This window comes from Sinorhizobium sp. NFACC03 (assembly GCF_900103435.1).
GTDB lineage: Bacteria > Pseudomonadota > Alphaproteobacteria > Rhizobiales > Rhizobiaceae > Ensifer.
This window is the reverse complement of record NZ_FMXF01000011.1, coordinates 128,894-149,316: the sequence shown is the minus strand read 5'-3', so window position 1 is coordinate 149,316 and position 20,423 is coordinate 128,894. Positions and strand designations below refer to the sequence as shown.

Genomic DNA, 20,423 nt, shown 5'->3' with positions numbered 1-20,423 from the left:
GGCAACTGCCCGGGCATTTTTGCATTTTCTTCATCATTTCAGATGTTTGATTCGATGTTGCGGACCGTCGCAAATACGTAACAAAGCGAAACGAACAGTGATTTGGAATGGTGCCTCCAAACTCCTATTTTCAGACTCGGAATTGGGGACGCATGCGATTCGATCAAGCGCTGTCTGTTCGAAACGCAGAGGATCGGATTTTGCTCCGAGACTCTCGGGCGCCTTGTTTGTGCCCTGAAGTTCGCTGCGTCCGCCAGCAGGTTTTGGCCATCGGCCACAGGTATTGAAAGTGACGAGAATGGGAATCGAATTGCTCGGGTTTCAGACGACGATTGCAAGCCCGGTAACGCTGAAGGGAAATGGCGTTCACTCGGGTGCAGAAGTGTCGATCACCTTCCATCCGGCGGAAGCCGATGCGGGCATCGTGTTCCAGCGCGTTCTCGCCAATGGCCGGATCAGCGAATACAAGGCGGTTTCCTCGCAGGTCGGCAACACCGATCTCTGCACCGTTCTCGGCATGTCGCCGGCGACGTCGATTGCTACGATCGAACATGTGATGGCCGCGATCTATGCGCTCGGCCTCGACAACCTGACGGTCGAAGTTCACGGCGCCGAAATGCCGATCATGGACGGCAGCTCCGAACCCTTCATCGACGCGATCGAGCAGGTGGGCGTTCGCGCCCTTGCAGTCAAGCGTCGCTACATCCGCATCGTCAAGCCGGTGCGCATCGAATCGGGCGCGTCCTGGTCGGAGTTCACGCCCTATGACGGCATGCGCTTCGAGGTCGAGATCGACTTCGATTGCCCGCTGATCGGTCGCCAGTCCTGGAAGGGCGACATGACGCCGTCCGTCTTCAAGCGCGAGCTGTCGCGCGCCCGCACCTTCGGCTTCATGCGTGATGTCGAGCGGCTCTGGGCTGCCGGCTTTGCGCTCGGCTCCTCGCTCGAAAACTCGGTCGTCATCTCCGACGACAACACCGTCATCAACGTCGAGGGCCTGCGCTACACGGACGAGTTCGTTCGTCACAAGACGCTCGATGCGGTCGGCGATCTCTCGCTCGCCGGCGCGCCGTTCATCGGCTGCTACCGTTCCTACCGCGGCGGTCACAAGATGAACGCCAACGCACTGAAGGCGCTTCTCAGCGATCCGACGGCCTACGAAGTCGTCGAAACGGCGACCCCGCGTCAGCGCACCCGCGCCCGCGACATGGTTGCAGTTGCAGTTCCGGGCTTTGCGCCCTGGTCCGCATAAACAAAAAAAGTCATCATCTCCTCCAGTCGCCGGCCGAAAGGCCGGCATTTTCATGATAGGGCCGCCACAAATTTGCATGAATCACCGATCATGACGTTGCGGTCTCAAGGTAACTTGCTCTAAAAGCGCATGTCTGGCGGGGTCCAAGCCCGCAGCGTGGAACGGGAATATCCGATGGTTCTTGCAGTTTCTGTTGATCTGAGAAAGTCAGCGCGCGTCGCCGCCGTGATCGTCGCGGCCATTGCCGGCAGCGCCCTGATTACCGCCTGCCAGAACGATCCCGATATCGACATCACCAAGTTGACGGCGGAGACGGATCCGCCGGAAGTGCTCTACAATCAGGGCCTTGCCAACCTCAACGCCGGCAAGACGACGGAAGCGTCGCGCAAGTTCGAAGCGCTCGACCGCCAGCATCCGTTCTCGGAATATGCCCGTAAGGCACTGGTGATGAACGCCTTCGTTTCCTACCGAAACGGGCAGTACCAGGAGGCGATCAACGCCACCGGTCGTTACCTCAATCTCTATCCGCAGTCGGAAGACGCGGCCTATGCGCAGTACATCCAGGGGCTGGCTTACACCAAGCAGATCCCCGCGGTGACGCAGGACCAGAAGCCGGCGATGAGGGCGATCGAGGCCATGCAGGCCGTCGTCGATCGCTATCCGGACTCCGAATATGTCGACGACGCCAAGTCGAAGATCCGCTTTGCCCGCGACCAGCTCGCCGGCAAGGAAATGCAGGTCGGCCGCTACTATCTCGAGCGCAAGGAATATCTCGCTGCCGTATCGCGCTTCCGCGTCGTCATCGAGCAGTATCCGAACACCAACCAGGTGGAGGAAGCGCTGGCGCGCCTCACCGAGGCCTATTACGCGATGGGCGTGACCCAGGAGGCGCAGACCGCTGCTGCCGTTCTCGGCCACAACTATCCGGACAGCCAGTGGTACTCCGATTCCTTCAAGCTGCTGCAGTCTGGCGGCCTGGAGCCGCGTGAAAGCGGCAACTCCTGGATATCGCGCGCTGCCAAGAACCTCATCGGCGCCTGATCCTTATCAGCGCCCGTCAAGGAAGATACGAACCCGGATGCTCGCCCAGCTTTCGATCCGCGATATCGTCCTGATTGAACGGCTTGATCTGGCTTTCGACGCCGGGCTCTCGGTGCTGACCGGTGAAACCGGCGCCGGTAAGTCCATCCTGCTCGACAGCCTGTCGCTGGCCCTTGGCGGCCGTGGCGACGGCTCGCTGGTGCGCCATGGCTCCGACAAGGGGCAGGTGACAGCGGTCTTCGACGTGCCCGTCGGTCATTCGGCGCGGCTGATGCTGCACGAAAACGGCATCGACGATGATGGCGACCTGATCTTCCGCCGCGTGCAATCCGCTGACGGCCGCACCAAGGCCTATGTCAACGACCAGCCGATCAGCGTCCAGCTCATGCGCCAGCTCGGACAGACGCTCGTCGAGATCCACGGACAGCACGACGATCGCGCGCTTGTCGACATCGACGCGCACCGCACCTTGCTCGATGCCTTCGGCGGCACCTCCGACGAGGCGCAACATGTCGGCAATCTCTATCGCGCCTGGAAGGACGCCGAGCGCGGTCTGAAGAAGCATCGCGAACGCGTCGAAGCTGCCGCGCGCGAGGCGGATTTCCTGCGTTCTTCGGTCGAGGAACTGGAAAAGCTCAGCCCGCGCGACGGCGAAGAGGACGAGCTAGCCGAGAAGCGGGCGCGAATGATGAAGTCCGAGCGCATCGCCGGCGACATCAACGAAGCCTCCGAATTCTTGAATGGCAATGGTTCGCCGGTTCCGCTGATCGCCTCGCTTGTGCGCCGGCTCGAGCGCAAGAGCCATGAGGCGCCGGGTCTGCTGGAGGAAACCGTCGAGCTTCTCGACGGGGCGCTGAACCAGCTCTCGGACGCGCAGATGGCGGTCGAGCGGGCGCTGCGCAACACCGAGTTCGACCCGAAGGAGCTGGAGCGGGTGGAAGAACGGCTGTTTGCGCTTCGTGGTGCCAGCCGCAAATATTCCGTCCCGGTCGCCGAGCTTCCGGCGCTCGCCGTGCGCATGATCTCCGATCTTGCCGATCTCGATGCCGGCGAGGAAAGACTGAAGCAGCTCGAAGGCCAGGTCGGTGTTGCCAAGGCAGCCTTCGACGCGTCGGCGCGCTCGCTCTCGGAAAAGCGGCAGCGCACGGCGTCGGCACTCTCCGCCGCCGTCATGGACGAATTGCCAGCGCTGAAGCTCGAACGTTCACGCTTCATGGTGGAAGTTCAAAGCGATGCGACGCAGGCGACGGCCGACGGCATCGATCTCGTCGAATTTCATGTCCAGACCAATCCCGGCACGCGGCCGGGGCCGATCATGAAGGTCGCCTCGGGCGGCGAGCTCTCGCGCTTTCTCTTGGCGCTGAAGGTGGCGCTTGCTGATCGCGGCTCGGCGCCGACGCTCGTCTTCGACGAAATCGACACCGGTGTCGGTGGTGCCGTGGCCGATGCCATCGGCCAGCGGCTGAAGCGGCTTTCCGGCACCGTCCAGGTGCTTTCCGTCACCCACGCGCCGCAGGTGGCGGCGCGGGCCGCAACGCACCTCCTGATCTCCAAGGGACCGTCCGCCGAGAAGGCCGAGACGATCGCGACCCGCGTCGCCCGCATGGACGACAAGGCGCGCACCGAGGAAATCGCCCGCATGCTCGCCGGCGCCTCGATCACGGAAGAGGCGAGGGCGGCAGCGGCGCGCCTGCTGGCGGGCAACGGCTAGCCACAGGCTCTTTTCTTTCGCGATGGTTGCTCTACAAAACGACTCCGAATCCGGAGTCGTCGCGCATGTCCAATGAATTGAAACCCGTCGAGAATCTCAACGAAAAGGAAGCGGCCGCGGAGCTGGCCTTTCTCGCCGCCGAGCTTGCCCGTCACGATGCGCTCTATCACGGCCAAGACGCGCCGGAGATTTCTGATGCGGACTATGACGCGCTGAAGCGGCGCAACGATGCGATCGAGGCGCAGTTTCCGGCGCTCATCCGCGAGGACAGCCCGTCGAGGAAGGTGGGTGCGGCGCCGTCCGTCACCTTCCAGCCGGTCGTCCACGCCCGGCCGATGCTTTCGCTCGACAACACGTTCTCAGACGAAGACGCCCGCGATTTCGTCGCATCGGTCTATCGCTTCCTCGGGCAGCTTCCGGACAATTCGATCGCGTTCACGGCGGAGCCGAAGATCGACGGTCTGTCGATGTCGCTGCGTTACGAGAACCGCCGGCTGGTAACGGCCGCCACGCGCGGCGACGGCACGACCGGCGAAAATGTCACCGCCAATATCCGCACCATCGGCATGATCCCGCAGACGTTGCCGGCGGGCGCGCCCGATGTGGTCGAGGTGCGCGGCGAAATCTACATGGCGAAATCCGATTTTGCCGCGCTCAACGCCGAAATGGCGGCGCAGGGCAAGCCGCTCTACGTCAACCCGCGCAACACCGCTTCCGGCTCTCTGCGGCAGCTCGACGCCAAGGTGACGGCCAGCCGCAAGCTGCGCTTCTTCGCCTATGCCTGGGGCGAGATCTCGGCGATGCCGGCCGACACGCAAATGGGCATGGTCGAGGTGTTCAAGTCCTGGGGCTTCCCGGTCAACCCGCTGATGCAGCGGCTGACGTCTGCCGACGCGCTCCTGGAGCACTACCACCACATCGAGCGCGAGCGGCCGGATCTCGACTACGATATCGACGGCGTCGTCTACAAGGTCGACCGGCTCGACCTGCAGGCCCGCCTCGGCTTCCGCTCGCGTTCGCCGCGCTGGGCAACGGCGCACAAGTTCCCGGCCGAGCAAGCCTTCACCCGGCTGACGGCGATCGACATCCAGGTGGGCCGCACCGGTGCGCTGACGCCGGTGGCGCGGCTCGAGCCGATCACCGTCGGCGGCGTCGTCGTCACCAATGCGACGCTGCACAACGAGGACTACATCAAGGGGCTCGGCAATTCCGGCGAGCCGATCCGCGAGGGCCGCGATATCCGCATCGGCGACATGGTGATCGTGCAGCGCGCCGGCGACGTCATTCCGCAGATCGTCGACGTCGTCATGGACGAACGCAAGGAAGGCGCCGAGCCCTATCGCTTCCCGACCACATGCCCGGTCTGCGGCAGCCATGCGGTGCGTGACATCAACGAGAAGACCGGCAAGGTGGATGCGGTGCGCCGCTGCACCGGCGGTTTCGTCTGCCGCGCCCAGGCCGTCGAGCACTTGAAGCATTTCGTCTCGCGCAACGCCTACGACATCGAAGGCCTCGGCTCCAAGCAGATCGAGTTCTTCTTCGAAAGCGAAGACCCGACGCTCATGATCCGCACGGCGCCCGATATCTTCACGCTGGAAAAGCGCCAGGAGACGTCGCTGACCAAGCTCGAAAATATCGACGGCTTCGGCAAGGTCAGCGTGCGCAAGCTCTATGAGGCGATCAACACACGCCGCTCGATTGCACTTCATCGCTTCATCTATGCGCTCGGCATCCGCCATGTGGGCGAGACGACGGCGAAGCTGCTCGCGCGCTCCTATGGCAGCTACGAGCACTTTGGCACGGCGATGGGCGAAGCGTCGGCCTTTTCGGGCGACGCCTGGAACGAACTCAACAGCATCGACGGCATCGGCGAGGTCGTCGCCCGCGCCATCGTCGAGTTCTACAAGGAGCCGCGTAACCTCGAAGTGGTCACGCGTCTGCTGTCCGAGGTGACGCCGGAGGCGGCGGAAGCACCGGTTGCAAGCGACAGCCCGGTCGCCGGCAAGACGGTGGTCTTCACCGGTTCGCTCGAAAAGATGACGCGCGACGAGGCCAAGGCCAAGGCGGAAAGCCTCGGCGCCAAGGTGGCAGGCTCCGTGTCGAAGAAGACCGATATCGTCGTTGCGGGTCCGGGTGCCGGCTCCAAGCTCGACAAGGCCCGCGAACTCGGCGTCGAGACCATGGACGAGGACGAGTGGCTGGCGCTGATCGGCGGGTAGGGGCTTTCTTGGTGTTCGGGGGGAAAGCAGAGAGATGTCTGACTTCCTAGAGTTCGTTCTGGCCAAGGGGCCGGAAGGCCGCATCACACATGATGATGTGGTTCGGTGGGCAGGCGCTTTGGACAACTGGGAGTTCTACAACGCCGCTGCTGTCGAAATCGCAAGGAAATACCATCACGGCGCGCTGACCTATAGCTTCTGCGACGGCGTCATGAACGATCTCTGGCGCGCGGTGCAGGCGGGCTTCACAGCCGGCCGCAATGCGCTGCCTGAGCCTTTTTACGTCGTTTATGAAGCGTTCGATGCCGGGGAGTACCACCGGGCAGAAGACGGGAGCGATGACCCGATTGCCGACCTTACCGATCCGCTCATCGCGGAGTTGGTGGCGCGCCTCGGCCCCTAGCAGCAGGGCATGGTTGGCTATCGACACAAAGCAATCGGCCCGGGCTTGGGAAGGCTCGGGCCGATTGTCTTAACGTTCTCTTGAATTGGGCCATCAGCCCTGCTGCTGCGCCGCTTCCTGGTCCATCCACATGAACTCCCAGACGTGGCCGTCGAGGTCCTGGAAGGAGATGCCGTACATGAAGCCGTAGTCGATCGCCGGCTTCCAGGGCTTGGCGCCAGCGGCGAGCGCCTTGGCGAGCATGTCGTCGACTTCGGCGCGGCTCCCGGCCGAAAGGGCGGTGATGACTTCGGTTCCCTTCCGGGCGTCGCTGATCTCGCCGGTGATGAAGTCACGGAACTTCGGCTCGGTCAAAAGCATGACGAAGATATTGTCCGAGATCACCGTGCAGGCGGCGGTGTCATCGGAGAACTGCTCGTTGAAGGTGAAGCCGAGGGCAGCGAAGAACGCGCGCGAGGCCTTCAGATCCTTGACCGGCAGGTTTACGAAAATCATGCGCATGAAATGCTCCTTGGGAATGGATTTTGTGTCTACGGACTAAGGACGAATGCCGATCGACGATTCCGACACCGGCTCAAACATTTTTTTAGCTGGAGAGATGTGGGGCGCAACCCCGGGTTTTCAACAGCAATTGCGGGTCGTGCGGAGGAGCCGGTCTTGCCGCCATTACCCCCGATACCGCAGCGCCTCCACCAGCACAGCAAAGGCCGGTGAGGACTGGCGGCGGCTGGGGTAATAGAGGTGGTAGCCGGGGAACGGGTCGCACCAGTCTTCGAGCACGCGGATGAGGCGACCTTCGGCGATGTGGGTGAGGGCCGATTCCTCCGGGACGAAGGCAAGGCCGAAGCCGGCGAGGCAGGCGGTAAGCCGATGCGCCAGCCGGCTGAAGACGAGCTGTCCGTCGACGCGGACTTTTAGCTCGCGGCCGTCCTTTTCGAACTCCCAGGCATAGATGCCGCCGTAGGTCGGAAGCCTCAGGTTGATGCAGCGGTGCTGGGTCAGGTCCTGAGGGACGACGGGCTTCGGATGCTTTTCGAAATAGCTGGGCGCGCCGACGACCGCCATGCGCATGTCCGGCCCGATGCGCACGGCGATCATGTCCTTGGCGACCTGCTCGCCAAGCCGGACACCGGCGTCGTAGCGTTCGGCGACGATATCGGTGAGGCCGTAGTCGATGACGATCTCGACCTTGATATCGGGATAATCGGGCAGAAGCTTTTCGAGCTTCGGCCAGAGCACGGTCTCTGCCGCGTGCTCGGCAGTGGTGATGCGCACCGTGCCTGCGGGTTTGTCCCTCACGTCGCTCAAGGCGGTGAGCTCGGTTTCCAACTGCTCGAAGTGCGGGACGAGGGTGGCAAGCAGCCGCTCGCCGGCCTCGGTCGGGGAGACGCTGCGCGTGGTGCGGGTGAGCAGGCGCACGCCAAGCCGTGCTTCGAGCGCCCGCATGGTGTGGCTGAGCGCCGATTGCGAAACGCCGAGCTGGGCGGCGGCCCTTGTGAAGCTGCGCTCGCGCGCCACCGCCGCGAAGGCGATCAGGTCATTGATGTTCTCGCGCAGCATTCATGAATCTCTCTCATAGGTCCATGCCGTTTATACCATCTAATTGTTGGCGGCGGCCATCGCTAGATTGTGCACAGCAACAGAACGGGCGGCGGGTCGTCCGGTTCGCCAAGGAGAAGACCTCATGGAGATCAAGAGAAGCGGTTCGCAGCCTTCGGCCCGGGGGACAGAGGACTGGTTCAGCGGCACCGTGCGCATCGACCCGTTGTTTCCCGTGCGCGAGCCGGCGCGCACTGCCGGCAATGCCGTCACCTTCGAGCCCGGCGCCCGCACGGCCTGGCATACGCATCCGCTCGGCCAGGTCCTGATCGTCGTTTCCGGCTGCGGCCGGGTGCAGCGGGAGGGCGGGCCAATCGAGGAGATCCGGCCGGGCGATGTCGTCTGGTTCGAGCCCGGCGAGAAGCACTGGCACGGGGCGGCACCGACGACCGCCCTGACCCATATCGCCATCCAGGAGACGCTCGACGGCAAGGCGGTCGACTGGATGGAAAAGGTGACGGACGCGCAATACGGCGCTGCGCAGGCGGAGTAGGCACGACGATGGACGTCACGTCGATGAAACACCTTTCAGCCCGCAAGACGGCGGTGCTGGCGATCGTCATCGTCAGCTACCTGATGATCGTGCTCGATATCTCGATCGTGATCACCGGCCTGCCGAAGATTCGCGACGAGCTGCAGTTCAGCGACGCCGGGCTTTCCTGGGTGCACAGCGCCTATACGCTCGCCTTTGGCGGCTTCCTGCTGCTGGGCGCGCGGGCGGGCGACATTCTCGGCCGGCGTCGGCTGTTCATTGCCGGGCTTGCCATCTTCACAGCGGCCTCCGTCGTGATCGGGCTGGCACCGTCGCCGGAATGGCTGCTTGGCGCGCGCGCCGTGCAAGGCTTCGGCTCGGCGATCCTCGCCCCCCGCCACGCTGGCGCTGATCCAGACGTATTTTTCCGAGGGACCTGAACGCACGCGGGCGGTCGCCTATTACAGTTCGGTCGCCGGCATCGGCGCGAGCTTCGGCATGGTGCTCGGCGGTCTGCTTGCCGGCTGGCTCAGCTGGCGGGCCGGTTTCTTCATCAACCTGCCGATCGGCATCGCCCTGATGCTCGCGGCGCACAAGTACGTCGGCGAAACGGAACGGCGCACGGGTGAATTCGACCTTGCGGGCGCCGTAAGCTCGACGCTCGGCATGACGGCGCTGGTCTATGGCATCGTCCGTTCGGCGGAGGAGGGGGCGTACGATCCGCTGACGCTCGCAGCGCTTGCCATGGGTCTTCTGCTTCTTGCGCTCTTCGTGGTCAACGAGCATCGCGCCCGGCAGCCGATCATGCCGCTCCGGCTCTTTGCCAACCGCGAGAGGGTCGGCGCCTATCTGGCGCGTGTCCTGTTCCTCGCCGCGATGATCGGGTTCTTTTTCTTCTTCACCCAGTATCTGCAAGGTGTTCGGCACTTCGACCCGCTTGCCTCCGGCCTTGCCTTCATTCCGGCAACATCAGTCAATTTCGTTGCGGCGATCTTGGTTCCAAGGCTTAGCCCACGTTTCGGCAACCGCCGCCTGCTTGCCTTTGGCCTGATCTCCGCGCTGATCGGCATGGTCTCTATCAGCCAGATCTCGGCCGACACGTCCTTTCTCTTCGGCATGGCGCCGCCCTTGATGCTGATCGGGCTTGGCCAGGGCTTCACTCTGAGCCCGCTGACGGTCGCCGGCATTGCCGGTATCGCTCCCGGTGACGCGGGGGCGGCGGGCGGTGTGGTCAATGTCGCCCACCAGCTCGGCAACTCGCTCGGTCTCAGCGTGCTGGTCGCTGTCGCAGCACTCGGTGCCGATGGGCTTGATGGCAGCGCTCTGCTTGCCCATCGGGTCGATAATGTTCTCATCGGTTGCACGGTCCTGCTGGCGCTGGCGCTTGCCGTCGTCGCGCTGATCGTGCGGCCGCACAATGCAAAGCGGGTGGAGCGTCCGGCGATCGGACGGTCCGTCGCCTGCCAGAATTGCCGCTCGGTTTCCCCAGACCTCGCGGCCTGATCAAGGAGCAAGACAATGCAGAAACGTAGGCTAGGAAAAAGCGATCTCGAAGTCTCGGCCATCGGCTTTGGCTGCATGGGCCTCAGCTACGGTTATGGCCCGGCAACGGAGCGCAGTGAGGCGATCAGGCTGATCCGCGCGGCGCATGAACGCGGCGTGACCTTCTTCGACAGCGCCGAAGCCTATACCGGTAACGAGGATCTGGTCGGCGAGGCGCTGGCCCCGTTCCGCGGTGAGGTGGTGATCGCCACCAAGTTCGGCTTCGTCAACGGCGATGTCAGCCAGGGCATGGACAGCCGGCCACAGCGCATCCGCCATGTTGCCGAAACCGCGCTGAAGCGGCTGCGGACAGACCGCATCGACCTCTTCTACCAGCACCGCGTCGATCCGAACGTGCCGATCGAGGACGTCGCCGGCACGGTGAAAGACCTGATCGCCGAAGGCAAGGTCGGGCATTTCGGCCTGTCGGAGGCAGGCGCCGATTCGATCCGCCGGGCGCACGCGGTTCAGCCGGTGACGGCGCTGCAGAGCGAATATTCGCTCTGGTGGCGGGAGCCGGAAACCGAAATCTTGCCGCTCCTCGAAGAGCTCGGCATCGGCTTCGTGCCCTTCAGTCCGCTTGGCAAGGGATTTTTGACAGGCGCAATCAACCAGAACACGACCTTCGACCAAAGCGATTTTCGCACGATCGTGCCGCGATTTTCGCCGGAGGCGCGCAGAGCCAATCAGGCGCTGGTTGATCTCTTGGGCGTGATTGCCGAGGCCAAGGGTGTGACGAAAGCGCAGATCGCGCTTTCCTGGCTGCTAGCGCAAAAGCCATGGATCGCGCCCATTCCCGGCACGACAAAGCTGCATCGGCTCGAGGAAAACCTCGGCGCTGCCGATGTCATTCTGACGGCCGAAGAGCTTGGCGACATCCAGGCGGCGCTCTCCGCCGTCGAGGTGCAGGGCGCGCGCTATCCGCAGCATCTGCAGCAGCGCGTTGGGAAGTAGGCGAACTCGACAGATATCCTTCCATCAGGCGCGTACTCTAGAGCGCCGCGCGTCTTCTCAGACACGCAAAGGCCGCTGTAGCACTTTGATTTTCTGTATGTTTTTGTCCTTTCGTCGACCGCGGCTAAGGGAAACATGCAGTAGCCTGCGCGCCTGATAGGCTTTCCGTTGACTGCAGCTTCCGGCACGATCGGGGAATCGAATGGCGGGAGGAACGCATGCGCTTGAACCAGGTGACTGTCACCATGCCGGACCTCGATGCCGGCTGGGATTTCTATCGCCGCCTCGGGCTCACGCCTATCGTCGACGCCCGGCCGCATTATGTTCGGTTTCTCTGCCCGGTTGGGGAGGCAACCTTTTCCCAGCACGAGGGAAACGCGACCGGCGGTGGCACGACCGTCTATTTCGAATGCGACGATCTGGATGTGACCGTCAACCGGCTGACCGAGGCCGGCATCGTCTTTGCGCGTGCGCCTGAGGACAAGAGCTGGCGGTGGCGAGAAGCCGAGCTTTTCGATCCTGGTGGCAATCGCATCGTGCTCTATTTCGCAGGCGCGAACCGGATCGATCCGCCCTGGCGGCTGCCGCAAGACGCAGCGGTCAGGTGACGGTGCCCTCAAGAACAGCGCTGCGAGCGTTGCCGCTCAGCTCAGCGTGCACACACCATTGGCGCCGCCTTTGCCGGTGTAGGAGACGCTGGGTGAGCTGTCGGGATTGATGCCCAAGGAGATGGTGACGCCGGCACCGTGCGCCTCGTAATAGTTCTCGTTGAACACCTTGAGCTTGGCTTCCTTGCCGTTGATATAGACCCGGCCACCCTCATCGGCGTGGACCTCGATCTTGCCGGGGCAGGTGGCGTTGACGAGGGATCTTCGCTTCCGCCCCACCGGCGAAGGCCAGCGTCGGGAGAGCAATACCAAGAATGCGCAAGCCGGCTTTCATGTCGCTCTCCAGCGTGGGTTGCAGTGGCGTCGATGGCCAACCGGACGGGCTGCCGATGGAAGTCAAGCGCGGCCGAGCGTCATCAACCTGTCATCAATCCGATTGTTTTTTTGCGCTGCACAAGATAGAGGATTGCAGCCGAATTTTGTGCAAATGCCTTTTCGCGGAGCAGGGTCGTCGCCAGTCCCGAAGGCAGCGCACCAGCACCCTTAAGGGCAGGGCGCCGGCGCGGATTGGAGGGTCCGGACATGAAGACTTTCACCACGATTGCCGAACTGCGTGCAGCAATTGCCGAACATCGCCGGGCAGGCAAATCGGTCGGTTTCGTGCCGACCATGGGCTACCTGCATGTCGGCCACATGGAGCTGATGCGGCGTGCCCGCGAAGAAAACGACATCGTCGTCGCCAGCATCTTCGTCAATCCGCTGCAGTTTGGCGCCAACGAAGATCTCTCGAAATATCCGCGCGATCTCGCACGCGACCAAGCGATGCTGGAAGAGGGTAAGGTCGACTATCTCTTTGCGCCCGGTGTCTCCGATATGTATCCGCGGCCGATGGAAACGGTCGTCGACGTGCCGACGCTTGGCAGCGAGCTTGAAGGATCGGTCCGCCCCGGCCACTTCGCCGGCGTCGCCACCGTCGTCACCAAGCTCTTCAACATCGTCCAGCCGGACCGCGCCTATTTCGGCGAGAAGGATTTCCAGCAGTTGCAGATCATCCGCCGCATGGTCGATGACCTCGCCCAGCCGGTGACGGTCATCGGCGTGCCGACCGTGCGCGAGGCCGACGGGCTCGCCTGTTCGTCGCGCAATGTCTATCTGACGGCAGAGGAGCGCCGGGCTGCGGCGATCGTACCGAAGGCGCTGGACGAGGCGCAGCGCCTGGTGGCGTCGGGCGTCAGCGACGCGGCGGCGCTCGAAAATGCCGTCACCGAATTTCTGTCGAGCGAATCGCTGGCCAGGCCAGAGGTCGTGGCCGTGCGCGATCCCGAGACGCTCGAAACCATCGAGACGATCGGCGACCGGCCGGTGCTGCTCCTGCTCTTCGTTCGCTTCGGCACGACGAAGCTGCTCGACAACCGCGTGATCGCCCCGAAATCCGCGTCATTTGCAAAGGTTGCCTGACATGAGCGTCCAGACCGCCAAGCGTCGCCTGAGCCCCGCCAATATCGAAGCGCTGAAGGGCGAGCGCCCGATCGTCAGCCTCACGGCCTATACGACGCCGATCGCAAGGCTGCTTGATCCGCATGTCGATTTCCTGCTTGTCGGCGATTCCGTCGGCATGGTGCTTTATGGCCTCGACACGACGGTCGGCGTGACGCTCGAGATGATGATCGCCCATGGCCAGGCGGTGATGCGCGGCTCGGAGCGCGCCTGCGTCGTCATCGACATGCCCTTTGGCTCCTATCAGGAATCGAAGGAACAGGCGTTCCGCAGTGCTGCCCGCATCCTGAAGGAAACCGGCTGCAGCGCGGTGAAGCTCGAAGGCGGCGCGGAAATGGCCGAGACGGTCGAGTTCCTCGTCAGCCGCGGTATTCCGGTGCTCGGCCATGTCGGGCTGATGCCGCAGTTGGTCAACACGACCGGCGGCTATCGCTCCGTCGGCCGCAACGACAAGGAAGTGGCGAAGATCCGCCGCGACGCCAAGGCGATCGACGATGCCGGCGCCTTTGGCATCGTGATCGAGGGCACGGTCGAGCCGGTGGCGCGCGACATCACCGCGGAACTGCGCTCGCCGACGATCGGCATCGGCGCATCGCCCGCCTGCGACGGCCAGATCCTCGTCTCCGACGACATGCTCGGCCTTTTCAACGATTTCAAGCCGCGCTTCGTCAAACACTTCGCCGAGCTCGCGCCGGCGATCTCTAGGGCTGCCGAAGATTACGCGGCCGAGGTGAAGGCGCGCACCTTCCCGGGCATCGAGCACACGTTCCAGGTCAAGAAGTAGGACGCCCGTCCGGCACGGGCCCGTGAAACTGATAGACAAGATGCACCGGTTTTCCCGATCGGTGCGCCTTTTGTTCAAGCCTCGTTCGCCAAGGCATCATAAAATTCAATCAATGTATCAGCGCATTTGAGTTGTTGCCGGGGGCGCAAGCGCCTATCAGTCCGGCACCGGCCGCATGGCGCTTTCATCGCCTTGGCCGGCGGAGGTTTCCATGACAAAAGACGAATTCTGGGAAGGCGTGCGTGGCGGCTTTCCCATCATGCTGGCGGCGTCGCCCTTCGGCGCACTGTTCGGGGCGCTTGCGGTCGACAACGGCTTTACCATTGCCGATGCGGTGTTCATGAGCGCGACCGTTTATGCCGGCGCCAGCCAGATGGTCGGCATCGAGCTTTTCGGCAATCACGTCCAGCCCTGGTTGGTCGTGCTCTCGGTCTTTGCGGTCAACTTCCGCCACGTGCTCTATTCGGCCTCGATCGCCAAATATGTCCGGCACTTCACCTTCGGGCAGAAATTCCTGGCCTTCTTCCTGCTGGTCGATCCGCAATATGCCGAGACGGAGAAGCGCGGCGAGCGCGGCCTGCCGATCAGCTTTTCCTGGTATCTCGGCTTCGGCCTGGTGATCTACATTCCCTGGATCATCAACACGCTGGTCGGGGCGATCTTCGGGCAGATGATCGGTGATCCCAAGGCGATCGGCCTCGATGTGCTGCTGCCGGTCTACTTCATGGGGCTGGTCATGGGCTTCCGTAAGCGCGACCGGTTCCTGCCGATCGTCACCGTCTCGGCGCTTGCCTCGGTTGCGGGCATGCATTTCGTCGGCTCGCCCTGGCATGTGAGCATCGGGGCGCTCGCCGGCATCGTGCTTGCCGCCTGCCTGCCGCCGAGCGGGACGGCTGCCGCACCGACCGGCGTCGAGAAGGAGGCATGATCATGGACCCGCAACACCTCAACCTCATCTACCTGATCATTGCGGCTGCGGTCGCGACCTTCCTGACACGTGTCGGCGGCTACATCCTCATCACCCAGATGAAGCAGATCCCACCGCGGCTGGAAGCGGCGCTCAACGCCGTGCCGGCCGCCGTCCTGACGACGCTGGTGGCGCCAGCCTTCGTCTATGGCGGGCTCGACGTGACGATCGCCATGTTCATCGCCTTCGCCATCGCGCTCGGCCTCAACCTGTCGACCCTGCGCATGCTGGTAATCGGCTGGGTGGTGGTGATGCTGATCCGGCATGTGGTGATGTAGGGCGCCCGTCCGCGGCGCCCGTTTGGCTGCGCATGCATCCTGGATTATGATCCTTCCACTGCCGGAGAGGCACGACAAAGCCGCACGCGCCATCTGCGCTGCCTCTGCAAGGCGCGGCCTCCCGGCGGTGGAGGAGCGACCATGTTAACCAGGATCTCGATTGCCCTTTTGCTGGCGCTCGCGCCGGCAACCGCCTTTGCCAATCAATGCCCGACCATGATGGCTGCGATCGATGCGGCGATGCCGACTGCGAACCTATCCGAGGCCGACATGGCCAAGGTCAAAGAGTTGCGTGCCAAGGGCGAGGAACAACACAAGGCCGGTGATCACCCTGCCTCGGAGGCGACGCTCGGCGAAGCGAAGAAGCTGTTGGGAATCTAAGTGCAGAGGCCGGGTTCTCCGGCCCATTGCCGCCCCTTGAGCCTCGTAGCAAAGAAGCGGCTGCGGGCGCGCAATGCCTGTTGCCCGGGCTCCCATTCAGGAGCCCAGGCGGAACGCCTGACTCAGCGTGAAAGCGCTTCCGTCGCGGCCTTCAGCCAGTCGCGGGTGTCGTCGCTGGTCAGCAGCGGCATCAGCTTTTCCCGCGTCTCGGCGTGATAGGCGTTCAGCCAATCCAGCTCCTCGTCGGTGAGCAGCGCCGGCAGCACGAGGCGGCGGTCGATCGGGCAGTAGGTGATGGTGTCGAAGCCGAGCATCGGCAGGTCGCCGCCTTCCACCATGGTCGCCGGCTGCACCACAATCAGGTTTTCGATGCGGATGCCGAAGGCGCCGGGGCGGTAGTAACCGGGCTCGTTGGAAAGGATCATGCCGGGCAGCAGCTCCTGGGTGGAAAGCCGGGCGATGCGCTGCGGACCTTCATGCACCGAGAGATAGGAGCCGACGCCGTGGCCGGTGCCGTGGGCGTAATCGGCGCCCGCCTTCCAGAGCGCGATGCGGGCCAAGGGGTCGAGATCGACGCCGCGCGACCCCTTGGGGAAACGGGCTATGCTGATCGCGATCATGCCCTTCAGCACCAGGGTGAAGAAGCGCTTCTGCTCTTCGGGAACCGCACCGATCGCCACCGTGCGGGTGATGTCGGTGGTGCCGTTGATATATTGCGCGCCGGAATCGATCAGGAACATGGTGCCCGCTTCGATCGGCTGGTCGGTGGCGGTGGTGACGCGGTAGTGCATGATCGCCGCATGCGCGCCGGCGCCGGAGATCGTGTCGAAGGAGATGTCCTTGAGCGGGTTCTGCATGCGCTCGCCGACGGTGGCGCGGGCCGCTTCAAGCTGATTGGTGGCGGCGATCTCGGTGACGGTTCCCGGCTGCTGGCTGTCGAGCCATGCCAGGAACTCGACCATGGCGGCGCCGTCCTGCAGGTGGGCGCGGGTCGACCCGTCGATCTCGGCCTTGTTCTTCTGGGCACGTGGCAGGCGGGCGGGATCGACCGCTTCGACCACCTTGCCGCCCTTGGAGCGGATCAGCTCGGAAATGGCGAAGGAGGCGAGGTCCGGGTCGATCATGACAGCGGCGCCGGCAGCACCGAGCGCTGCCAGGCTATCGTCGAAAGTCGAGGGCGCGACAATGTCGGCGATCTGGGTGAGGTAGGCTTCCTGCTCGATGCCAGTCTTGCGCTTGTCGAGGAAGAGCTCGGCGCGGCCGTCGGCGTGGATGATGGCGCGGGCCAGCGGATGCGGCGTATGCGGCACGTCGCTGCCGCGGATGTTGAAGGTCCAGGCGACGGAGGAGGGGTCCGTCAAGACCACGGCGCTGGCATCGGCCTTGGAAAGGCCCGCCGCGATTCTTGCGATCTTGTCCTTGGCGAGTTCGCCGGCATGCTCGATCGGCTGGATGCTGACCTTGCCGAGCGGTGCCGCGGGGCGGTTCGTCCAGATCTTGTCGAGCGGGTTGTGATCGAGGAAAACGAGCGAGCCACTGATGACGGCGAGCGCCTTTTCCAGCCGGCGGACTTCCGCGCCGGTGTGCAGCCAGGGATCGATGCCAAGCTTGAAGCCCTTGGCTCCGTGGTTTTCCAGCCAGAGATGCGGCGGCTCGCCGATGAGGTCGCCGCCGGTGAAAACGCTGCCGTCGACCTGTTCTTTCAGCTGCGTGACGTAACGTCCGTCGACGAAGACAACCGCTTCACGCCGCGTGACGAGGGCAACGCCGGCGGAGCCGGTGAAGCCGGTCAGCCAGGACAGACGCTCCGACGAGGCGGGTACGTATTCGCCCTGGAACTCGTCGGCGCGGGGCACGAGAAAGCCGTCGATGCCGAGGGCCGCGAAGGACGCGCGCAGGGCTTCGGTGCGCTCCTTGCCGAATTGCGGCGTGGAGGTGACTTCAAAAGACTGAAACATGGGGGAATTCCGGTAGATTGAGCGGTAAACCGCGGGAAAGATGTGCAGCCATGTTAGCGGAAATCGCCCGTGCCGGGAAAGAGGCGATATCCTGCGATCCAGTACACTGCGACGCTTCTGGTTGCAGCTTGGCAGGAGAGCAATTGCTCATTTATAATACATATGCGCTCAGTGCATGGCACCCATGCTAAGAAAACCCTTTCTCTATCGGAATGATAGTTTATAAGCCGCCTCAACGAACACGGACGAACATCCGGTGGTTCAAAAGACTGCGGTTCCGAGAATAGTTGGTCATTCTGTTCTCCTCCTCCCTCAAGGGTGGCCAGCTTCGGAACGGTAGACGCCCGCTCGAGCACTCCTCCTCCTCAGGCTCGCGGGCATGGTTGGCCAAAAGCCAGCCAGCAGGCGATGCCCCTGGCATCGCCTTTGTTTCGAAAGGCCGCCCGTCATGATGGACGTGGCGGCCTTTTCGTTTTTTCCTGGGTTGCTTCTGTCGCTGTCACGCCGATGCTCGCGGCATTTCTCGTGAAGCTTCTTGCATAGGCGCTGCGGCCAACAGCCGGCGCGGCAATCCGCATTTGCCCCTCACCCTAACCCTCTCCCCGCAGGCGGGGCGAGGGGACGTGCCCGATAGCGGCCGTCATGCGCTGGGGCTTTCGCTGCCGGTCGGGGCGCGGCTGAAAGCAGCCGCAACGAGTCGGAAGTTAACCGGTGGATGAAGCGGTGCGGCAGGTCCCTTCGCCCCGCATGCGGGGAGAAGGTTCCGGCAGGCGGATGAGGGGCAGCTTCAAGCGTCCGCGCCTACGCCTCACTTCTCCAAATGAATCGTCACCCAGCCGTTCCGCCAGATGGTGCGCACGTGGCGCAGGTGCTGGCCGTTGTAATGGGCAAGCACCTTCCAGCGCTGTTCGGCGAGAATGCCGGACAGGATCACCGAGCCGCCGGGGGCGAGATTGGCGACGAGTTGCGGCGCCATCTTCATCAAGGGCCGCGCGAGGATGTTGGCGATGATCAGATCGAACGGGCCGTTGGTGCTGAAGGCGGTCGAGTGAAAGCCGGGGGCGGTGGCAAAGGTCATGCCGGTGACGACGCCGTTGACCCGGGCGTTTTCTTCCGCGACGCGGGTGGCGATCGGGTCGATGTCGGTGGCAAGCACCGGCACGTGCATGAGCTTCCAGGCGGCGATTGCGAGCACGCCGCTGCCGGTACCAAGGTCGAGCACGTTGCGCACGGTGCGGGTGCGGGCAACCGTGGCGATCACTTCGAGGCAGCCGGCGGTGGTGCCGTGATGGCCAGTGCCGAAGGCCTGGCCTGCGTCGATCTCGATGGCGATCTCGCCGGTCTTCACCTTGTCGCGGTCATGCGAGCCGTGCACGACGAAGCGACCGGCGCGCACCGGCGCCAAGCCTTCGAGCGACTTGGCGATCCAGTCGATATCCGGCAGCACTTCGCGCTCGATCGGGAGATGGGCGAAGTCTTCGGCCAGTGCGTTAGTGAGGCGTTCGTTCACGCTCTCCTCGTCGACTGCCATCATGTAGATCGAGGCTTCCCAGACGTCGCGCTTTTCATCGACCTCCGTCGTGCCGATGGCAAAGTCCTCTTCGCCGAAGACTTCGCTCAGGCGGTCGAGCACGGCTTCCGCCTGCTTCTCGGTGGTGGTGACGAAAAGTCTGATCTCGCTCAAGGCCCTGTCCTTCGGCTGGGAAATCCGCCGCCCGCATCAAACCGTTGAGGGGTGCGCTAAGCGTCGGCAATCGTGCGCTGTGCGCTATCACGATTGCCCCGCAAACGCAAAGCGCCGGGCAGGGCCGGCGCTTGCAATCGATCGGTCGAGGGCGCGTGTTAGCCCTTGGTCAGATTTTCCAGCTTCTTGACCGCCGTTTCCGGGTTCTCCTCGTAGGCGATGGTGCCGGAGAAATGGCCGTTGGCGTCGAGCAGGAAGACGGAGGCCGTGTGGTCCATCGTGTAGTCGCCGTTGGGCTGGGCAGCGTCAACCGGCACCTTCTTGGCGTAGACCCGGAAACCCTTGACCATCTCCATCACCTTGTCGGCCGGGCCGGAAATGCCGGTGATGCGCTTGGAAACGTTGGAGACGTACTGGCCGAGGATTTCGGGCGTGTCGCGCTCGGGATCGACGGTGATGAAATAGGCCTGCAGCTTGTTGCCTTCCGGGTCGACCTTTTCCAGCCAGCCGTTCAGTTCGAACAGCGTCGTCGGGCAGACTTCCGGGCAATGGGTGAAGCCGAAGAAAAGCGCGGTCGGCTTGCCGGTAAACGCCTTCTCGGTAATCTCCTTGCCGTCCTGCGAGACCAGCGTGAAGGGAACGCCGAAGGGGCCGGTGGCGGCCTGCTGCTTCGACTGGGTCATTTCATAGGTCAGCCAGCCCAAGATGCCCGCCATGACGACGACGGCGGCCCAGAGGACAATGCGGATGGTTTTCATGCGTGCTACCGATTTTGTTGGGGCCGAAGACGGCCATGTCCGGTTGATCGGCCCTTGATACCGCCTTCACCGGGGCCGCGCAAATGGGACAATTGCCGCAGGTTGTGGCCGCGGAGGTGCTCTCAGCCCCTCATCCGGCCTGCCGGCCACCTTCTCCCCGCAGGCGGGGCGAAGGAACCTCGCCGGACCGTCTCGTTCCAATCGCTGCACTAACATTCGAGGCGAAGAACCGTGCGGTTGCGCTGCTGATGCTCTCGTCCCCTCTCCCTGCAAGCGGGGAGGGGGTTAGGGTGAGGGGCGGAGGCGGGTCTCGAA

21 protein-coding genes are annotated in these 20,423 nt (G+C 63.6%); 15 read left to right on the top strand and 6 right to left on the bottom strand.

Translation table 11 applies throughout. The features are described from left to right. The first annotated feature begins 298 nt into the window (after window positions 1-298). From lpxC to BLU35_RS16170, 5 genes are all read left to right on the top strand, one after another. A complete protein-coding gene (gene lpxC, locus BLU35_RS16190) occupies window positions 299-1,252 on the top strand; it encodes a UDP-3-O-acyl-N-acetylglucosamine deacetylase (protein ID WP_058321246.1) in 954 nt (317 codons plus the stop codon). 174 nt (window positions 1,253-1,426) lie between these two features. After that, the gene (locus BLU35_RS16185) at window positions 1,427-2,293 is read left to right on the top strand and encodes an outer membrane protein assembly factor BamD (protein WP_057253491.1); all 867 of its coding nucleotides are present in this window, start codon (window positions 1,427-1,429) and stop codon (window positions 2,291-2,293) included. 37 nt (window positions 2,294-2,330) lie between these two features. Continuing rightward, window positions 2,331-4,004, top strand: coding sequence for a DNA repair protein RecN (gene recN / locus BLU35_RS16180; protein ID WP_093233706.1), 1,674 nt, complete (start codon window positions 2,331-2,333; stop codon window positions 4,002-4,004). Between the two features lie 65 nt (window positions 4,005-4,069). Further along, window positions 4,070-6,223, top strand: coding sequence for an NAD-dependent DNA ligase LigA (ligA, locus tag BLU35_RS16175; RefSeq protein ID WP_093233705.1), 2,154 nt, complete (start codon window positions 4,070-4,072; stop codon window positions 6,221-6,223). Between the two features lie 34 nt (window positions 6,224-6,257). Continuing rightward, entirely contained in the window at window positions 6,258-6,626 is a 369-nt protein-coding gene (locus BLU35_RS16170; RefSeq protein ID WP_057253497.1) for a hypothetical protein, read from the top strand. Between the two features lie 93 nt (window positions 6,627-6,719). Here the strand turns inward: BLU35_RS16170 and BLU35_RS16165 are convergent, their stop codons facing one another. Both BLU35_RS16165 and BLU35_RS16160 read right to left on the bottom strand, forming a co-directional pair. Continuing rightward, on the bottom strand, window positions 6,720-7,127 hold the full coding sequence (locus BLU35_RS16165) for a VOC family protein (protein WP_057253499.1): 408 nt from the start codon (window positions 7,125-7,127) through the stop codon (window positions 6,720-6,722). A 165-nt stretch (window positions 7,128-7,292) separates the two neighbouring features. Further along, the gene (locus tag BLU35_RS16160) at window positions 7,293-8,186 is read right to left on the bottom strand and encodes a LysR family transcriptional regulator (protein WP_058321248.1); all 894 of its coding nucleotides are present in this window, start codon (window positions 8,184-8,186) and stop codon (window positions 7,293-7,295) included. Window positions 8,187-8,310: 124 nt separating this feature from the next. Here BLU35_RS16160 and BLU35_RS16155 point away from each other — a divergent pair, with 124 nt between their 5' ends. The 5 genes from BLU35_RS16155 (at window position 8,311) to BLU35_RS16140 (ending at window position 11,801) form a co-directional block, all read left to right on the top strand. Beyond that, a complete protein-coding gene (locus tag BLU35_RS16155; protein WP_058321249.1) occupies window positions 8,311-8,718 on the top strand; it encodes a (R)-mandelonitrile lyase in 408 nt (135 codons plus the stop codon). Between the two features lie 23 nt (window positions 8,719-8,741). After that, window positions 8,742-9,137, top strand: a complete 396-nt coding sequence (locus BLU35_RS35940; protein WP_210185144.1) for an MFS transporter — start codon at window positions 8,742-8,744, stop codon at window positions 9,135-9,137. Then, entirely contained in the window at window positions 9,046-10,200 is a 1,155-nt protein-coding gene (locus tag BLU35_RS16150) for an MFS transporter (protein ID WP_210185143.1), read from the top strand. Before BLU35_RS35940 ends, BLU35_RS16150 begins: the two co-directional genes overlap by 92 nt. Before the next feature lie 15 nt (window positions 10,201-10,215). Beyond that, on the top strand, window positions 10,216-11,193 hold the full coding sequence (locus tag BLU35_RS16145; protein WP_093233704.1) for an aldo/keto reductase: 978 nt from the start codon (window positions 10,216-10,218) through the stop codon (window positions 11,191-11,193). 218 nt (window positions 11,194-11,411) lie between these two features. Then, a complete protein-coding gene (locus tag BLU35_RS16140; RefSeq protein WP_093233703.1) occupies window positions 11,412-11,801 on the top strand; it encodes a VOC family protein in 390 nt (129 codons plus the stop codon). Between the two features lie 36 nt (window positions 11,802-11,837). Here the strand turns inward: BLU35_RS16140 and BLU35_RS16135 are convergent, their stop codons facing one another. Further along, complete coding sequence (locus BLU35_RS16135; RefSeq protein WP_245296060.1) at window positions 11,838-12,080, bottom strand: hypothetical protein; 243 nt, start codon at window positions 12,078-12,080, stop codon at window positions 11,838-11,840. Between the two features lie 303 nt (window positions 12,081-12,383). Between BLU35_RS16135 and panC the strand changes: the two genes are divergently transcribed. From panC to BLU35_RS16110, 5 genes are all read left to right on the top strand, one after another. Continuing rightward, window positions 12,384-13,259, top strand: a complete 876-nt coding sequence (panC, locus tag BLU35_RS16130) for a pantoate--beta-alanine ligase (protein WP_093233702.1) — start codon at window positions 12,384-12,386, stop codon at window positions 13,257-13,259. Window position 13,260: 1 nt separating this feature from the next. Continuing rightward, the gene (gene panB / locus BLU35_RS16125) at window positions 13,261-14,082 is read left to right on the top strand and encodes a 3-methyl-2-oxobutanoate hydroxymethyltransferase (protein WP_057253510.1); all 822 of its coding nucleotides are present in this window, start codon (window positions 13,261-13,263) and stop codon (window positions 14,080-14,082) included. Window positions 14,083-14,293: 211 nt separating this feature from the next. Then, a complete protein-coding gene (locus tag BLU35_RS16120) occupies window positions 14,294-15,010 on the top strand; it encodes an AzlC family ABC transporter permease (RefSeq protein ID WP_057253512.1) in 717 nt (238 codons plus the stop codon). Between the two features lie 2 nt (window positions 15,011-15,012). Then, window positions 15,013-15,327: an AzlD family protein gene (locus tag BLU35_RS16115; RefSeq protein ID WP_058321312.1), complete on the top strand. Its 315-nt coding sequence runs from the start codon at window positions 15,013-15,015 to the stop codon at window positions 15,325-15,327. A 141-nt stretch (window positions 15,328-15,468) separates the two neighbouring features. Further along, on the top strand, window positions 15,469-15,708 hold the full coding sequence (locus BLU35_RS16110; protein WP_058321256.1) for a PA2433 domain-containing protein: 240 nt from the start codon (window positions 15,469-15,471) through the stop codon (window positions 15,706-15,708). 122 nt (window positions 15,709-15,830) lie between these two features. On the opposite strand, the gene BLU35_RS16105 is transcribed toward BLU35_RS16110, so the two are convergent. From BLU35_RS16105 to BLU35_RS16090, 3 genes are all read right to left on the bottom strand, one after another. Then, on the bottom strand, window positions 15,831-17,666 hold the full coding sequence (locus BLU35_RS16105) for an aminopeptidase P family protein (protein ID WP_093233701.1): 1,836 nt from the start codon (window positions 17,664-17,666) through the stop codon (window positions 15,831-15,833). 808 nt (window positions 17,667-18,474) lie between these two features. Beyond that, the gene (locus tag BLU35_RS16095) at window positions 18,475-19,350 is read right to left on the bottom strand and encodes a 50S ribosomal protein L11 methyltransferase (protein WP_093233700.1); all 876 of its coding nucleotides are present in this window, start codon (window positions 19,348-19,350) and stop codon (window positions 18,475-18,477) included. A 158-nt stretch (window positions 19,351-19,508) separates the two neighbouring features. Further along, window positions 19,509-20,108, bottom strand: coding sequence for an SCO family protein (locus tag BLU35_RS16090; RefSeq protein ID WP_058321259.1), 600 nt, complete (start codon window positions 20,106-20,108; stop codon window positions 19,509-19,511). Between the last annotated feature and the right edge of the window lie 315 nt (window positions 20,109-20,423).

Coding starts and splice junctions, on each gene's coding strand:
- BLU35_RS16090 (WP_058321259.1), bottom strand. CDS start 20,108: ATGAAAACCATCCGCATTGTCCTCTGGGCCGCCGTCGTCGTCATGGCG.
- panC (WP_093233702.1), top strand. CDS start 12,384: ATGAAGACTTTCACCACGATTGCCGAACTGCGTGCAGCAATTGCCGAA.
- BLU35_RS35940 (WP_210185144.1), top strand. CDS start 8,742: ATGAAACACCTTTCAGCCCGCAAGACGGCGGTGCTGGCGATCGTCATC.
- BLU35_RS16165 (WP_057253499.1), bottom strand. CDS start 7,127: ATGCGCATGATTTTCGTAAACCTGCCGGTCAAGGATCTGAAGGCCTCG.
- BLU35_RS16140 (WP_093233703.1), top strand. CDS start 11,412: ATGCGCTTGAACCAGGTGACTGTCACCATGCCGGACCTCGATGCCGGC.
- recN (WP_093233706.1), top strand. CDS start 2,331: ATGCTCGCCCAGCTTTCGATCCGCGATATCGTCCTGATTGAACGGCTT.
- BLU35_RS16155 (WP_058321249.1), top strand. CDS start 8,311: ATGGAGATCAAGAGAAGCGGTTCGCAGCCTTCGGCCCGGGGGACAGAG.
- ligA (WP_093233705.1), top strand. CDS start 4,070: ATGTCCAATGAATTGAAACCCGTCGAGAATCTCAACGAAAAGGAAGCG.
- panB (WP_057253510.1), top strand. CDS start 13,261: ATGAGCGTCCAGACCGCCAAGCGTCGCCTGAGCCCCGCCAATATCGAA.
- BLU35_RS16145 (WP_093233704.1), top strand. CDS start 10,216: ATGCAGAAACGTAGGCTAGGAAAAAGCGATCTCGAAGTCTCGGCCATC.
- BLU35_RS16170 (WP_057253497.1), top strand. CDS start 6,258: ATGTCTGACTTCCTAGAGTTCGTTCTGGCCAAGGGGCCGGAAGGCCGC.
- BLU35_RS16105 (WP_093233701.1), bottom strand. CDS start 17,666: ATGTTTCAGTCTTTTGAAGTCACCTCCACGCCGCAATTCGGCAAGGAG.
- BLU35_RS16160 (WP_058321248.1), bottom strand. CDS start 8,186: ATGCTGCGCGAGAACATCAATGACCTGATCGCCTTCGCGGCGGTGGCG.
- BLU35_RS16120 (WP_057253512.1), top strand. CDS start 14,294: ATGACAAAAGACGAATTCTGGGAAGGCGTGCGTGGCGGCTTTCCCATC.
- BLU35_RS16115 (WP_058321312.1), top strand. CDS start 15,013: ATGGACCCGCAACACCTCAACCTCATCTACCTGATCATTGCGGCTGCG.
- lpxC (WP_058321246.1), top strand. CDS start 299: ATGGGAATCGAATTGCTCGGGTTTCAGACGACGATTGCAAGCCCGGTA.
- BLU35_RS16185 (WP_057253491.1), top strand. CDS start 1,427: ATGGTTCTTGCAGTTTCTGTTGATCTGAGAAAGTCAGCGCGCGTCGCC.
- BLU35_RS16110 (WP_058321256.1), top strand. CDS start 15,469: ATGTTAACCAGGATCTCGATTGCCCTTTTGCTGGCGCTCGCGCCGGCA.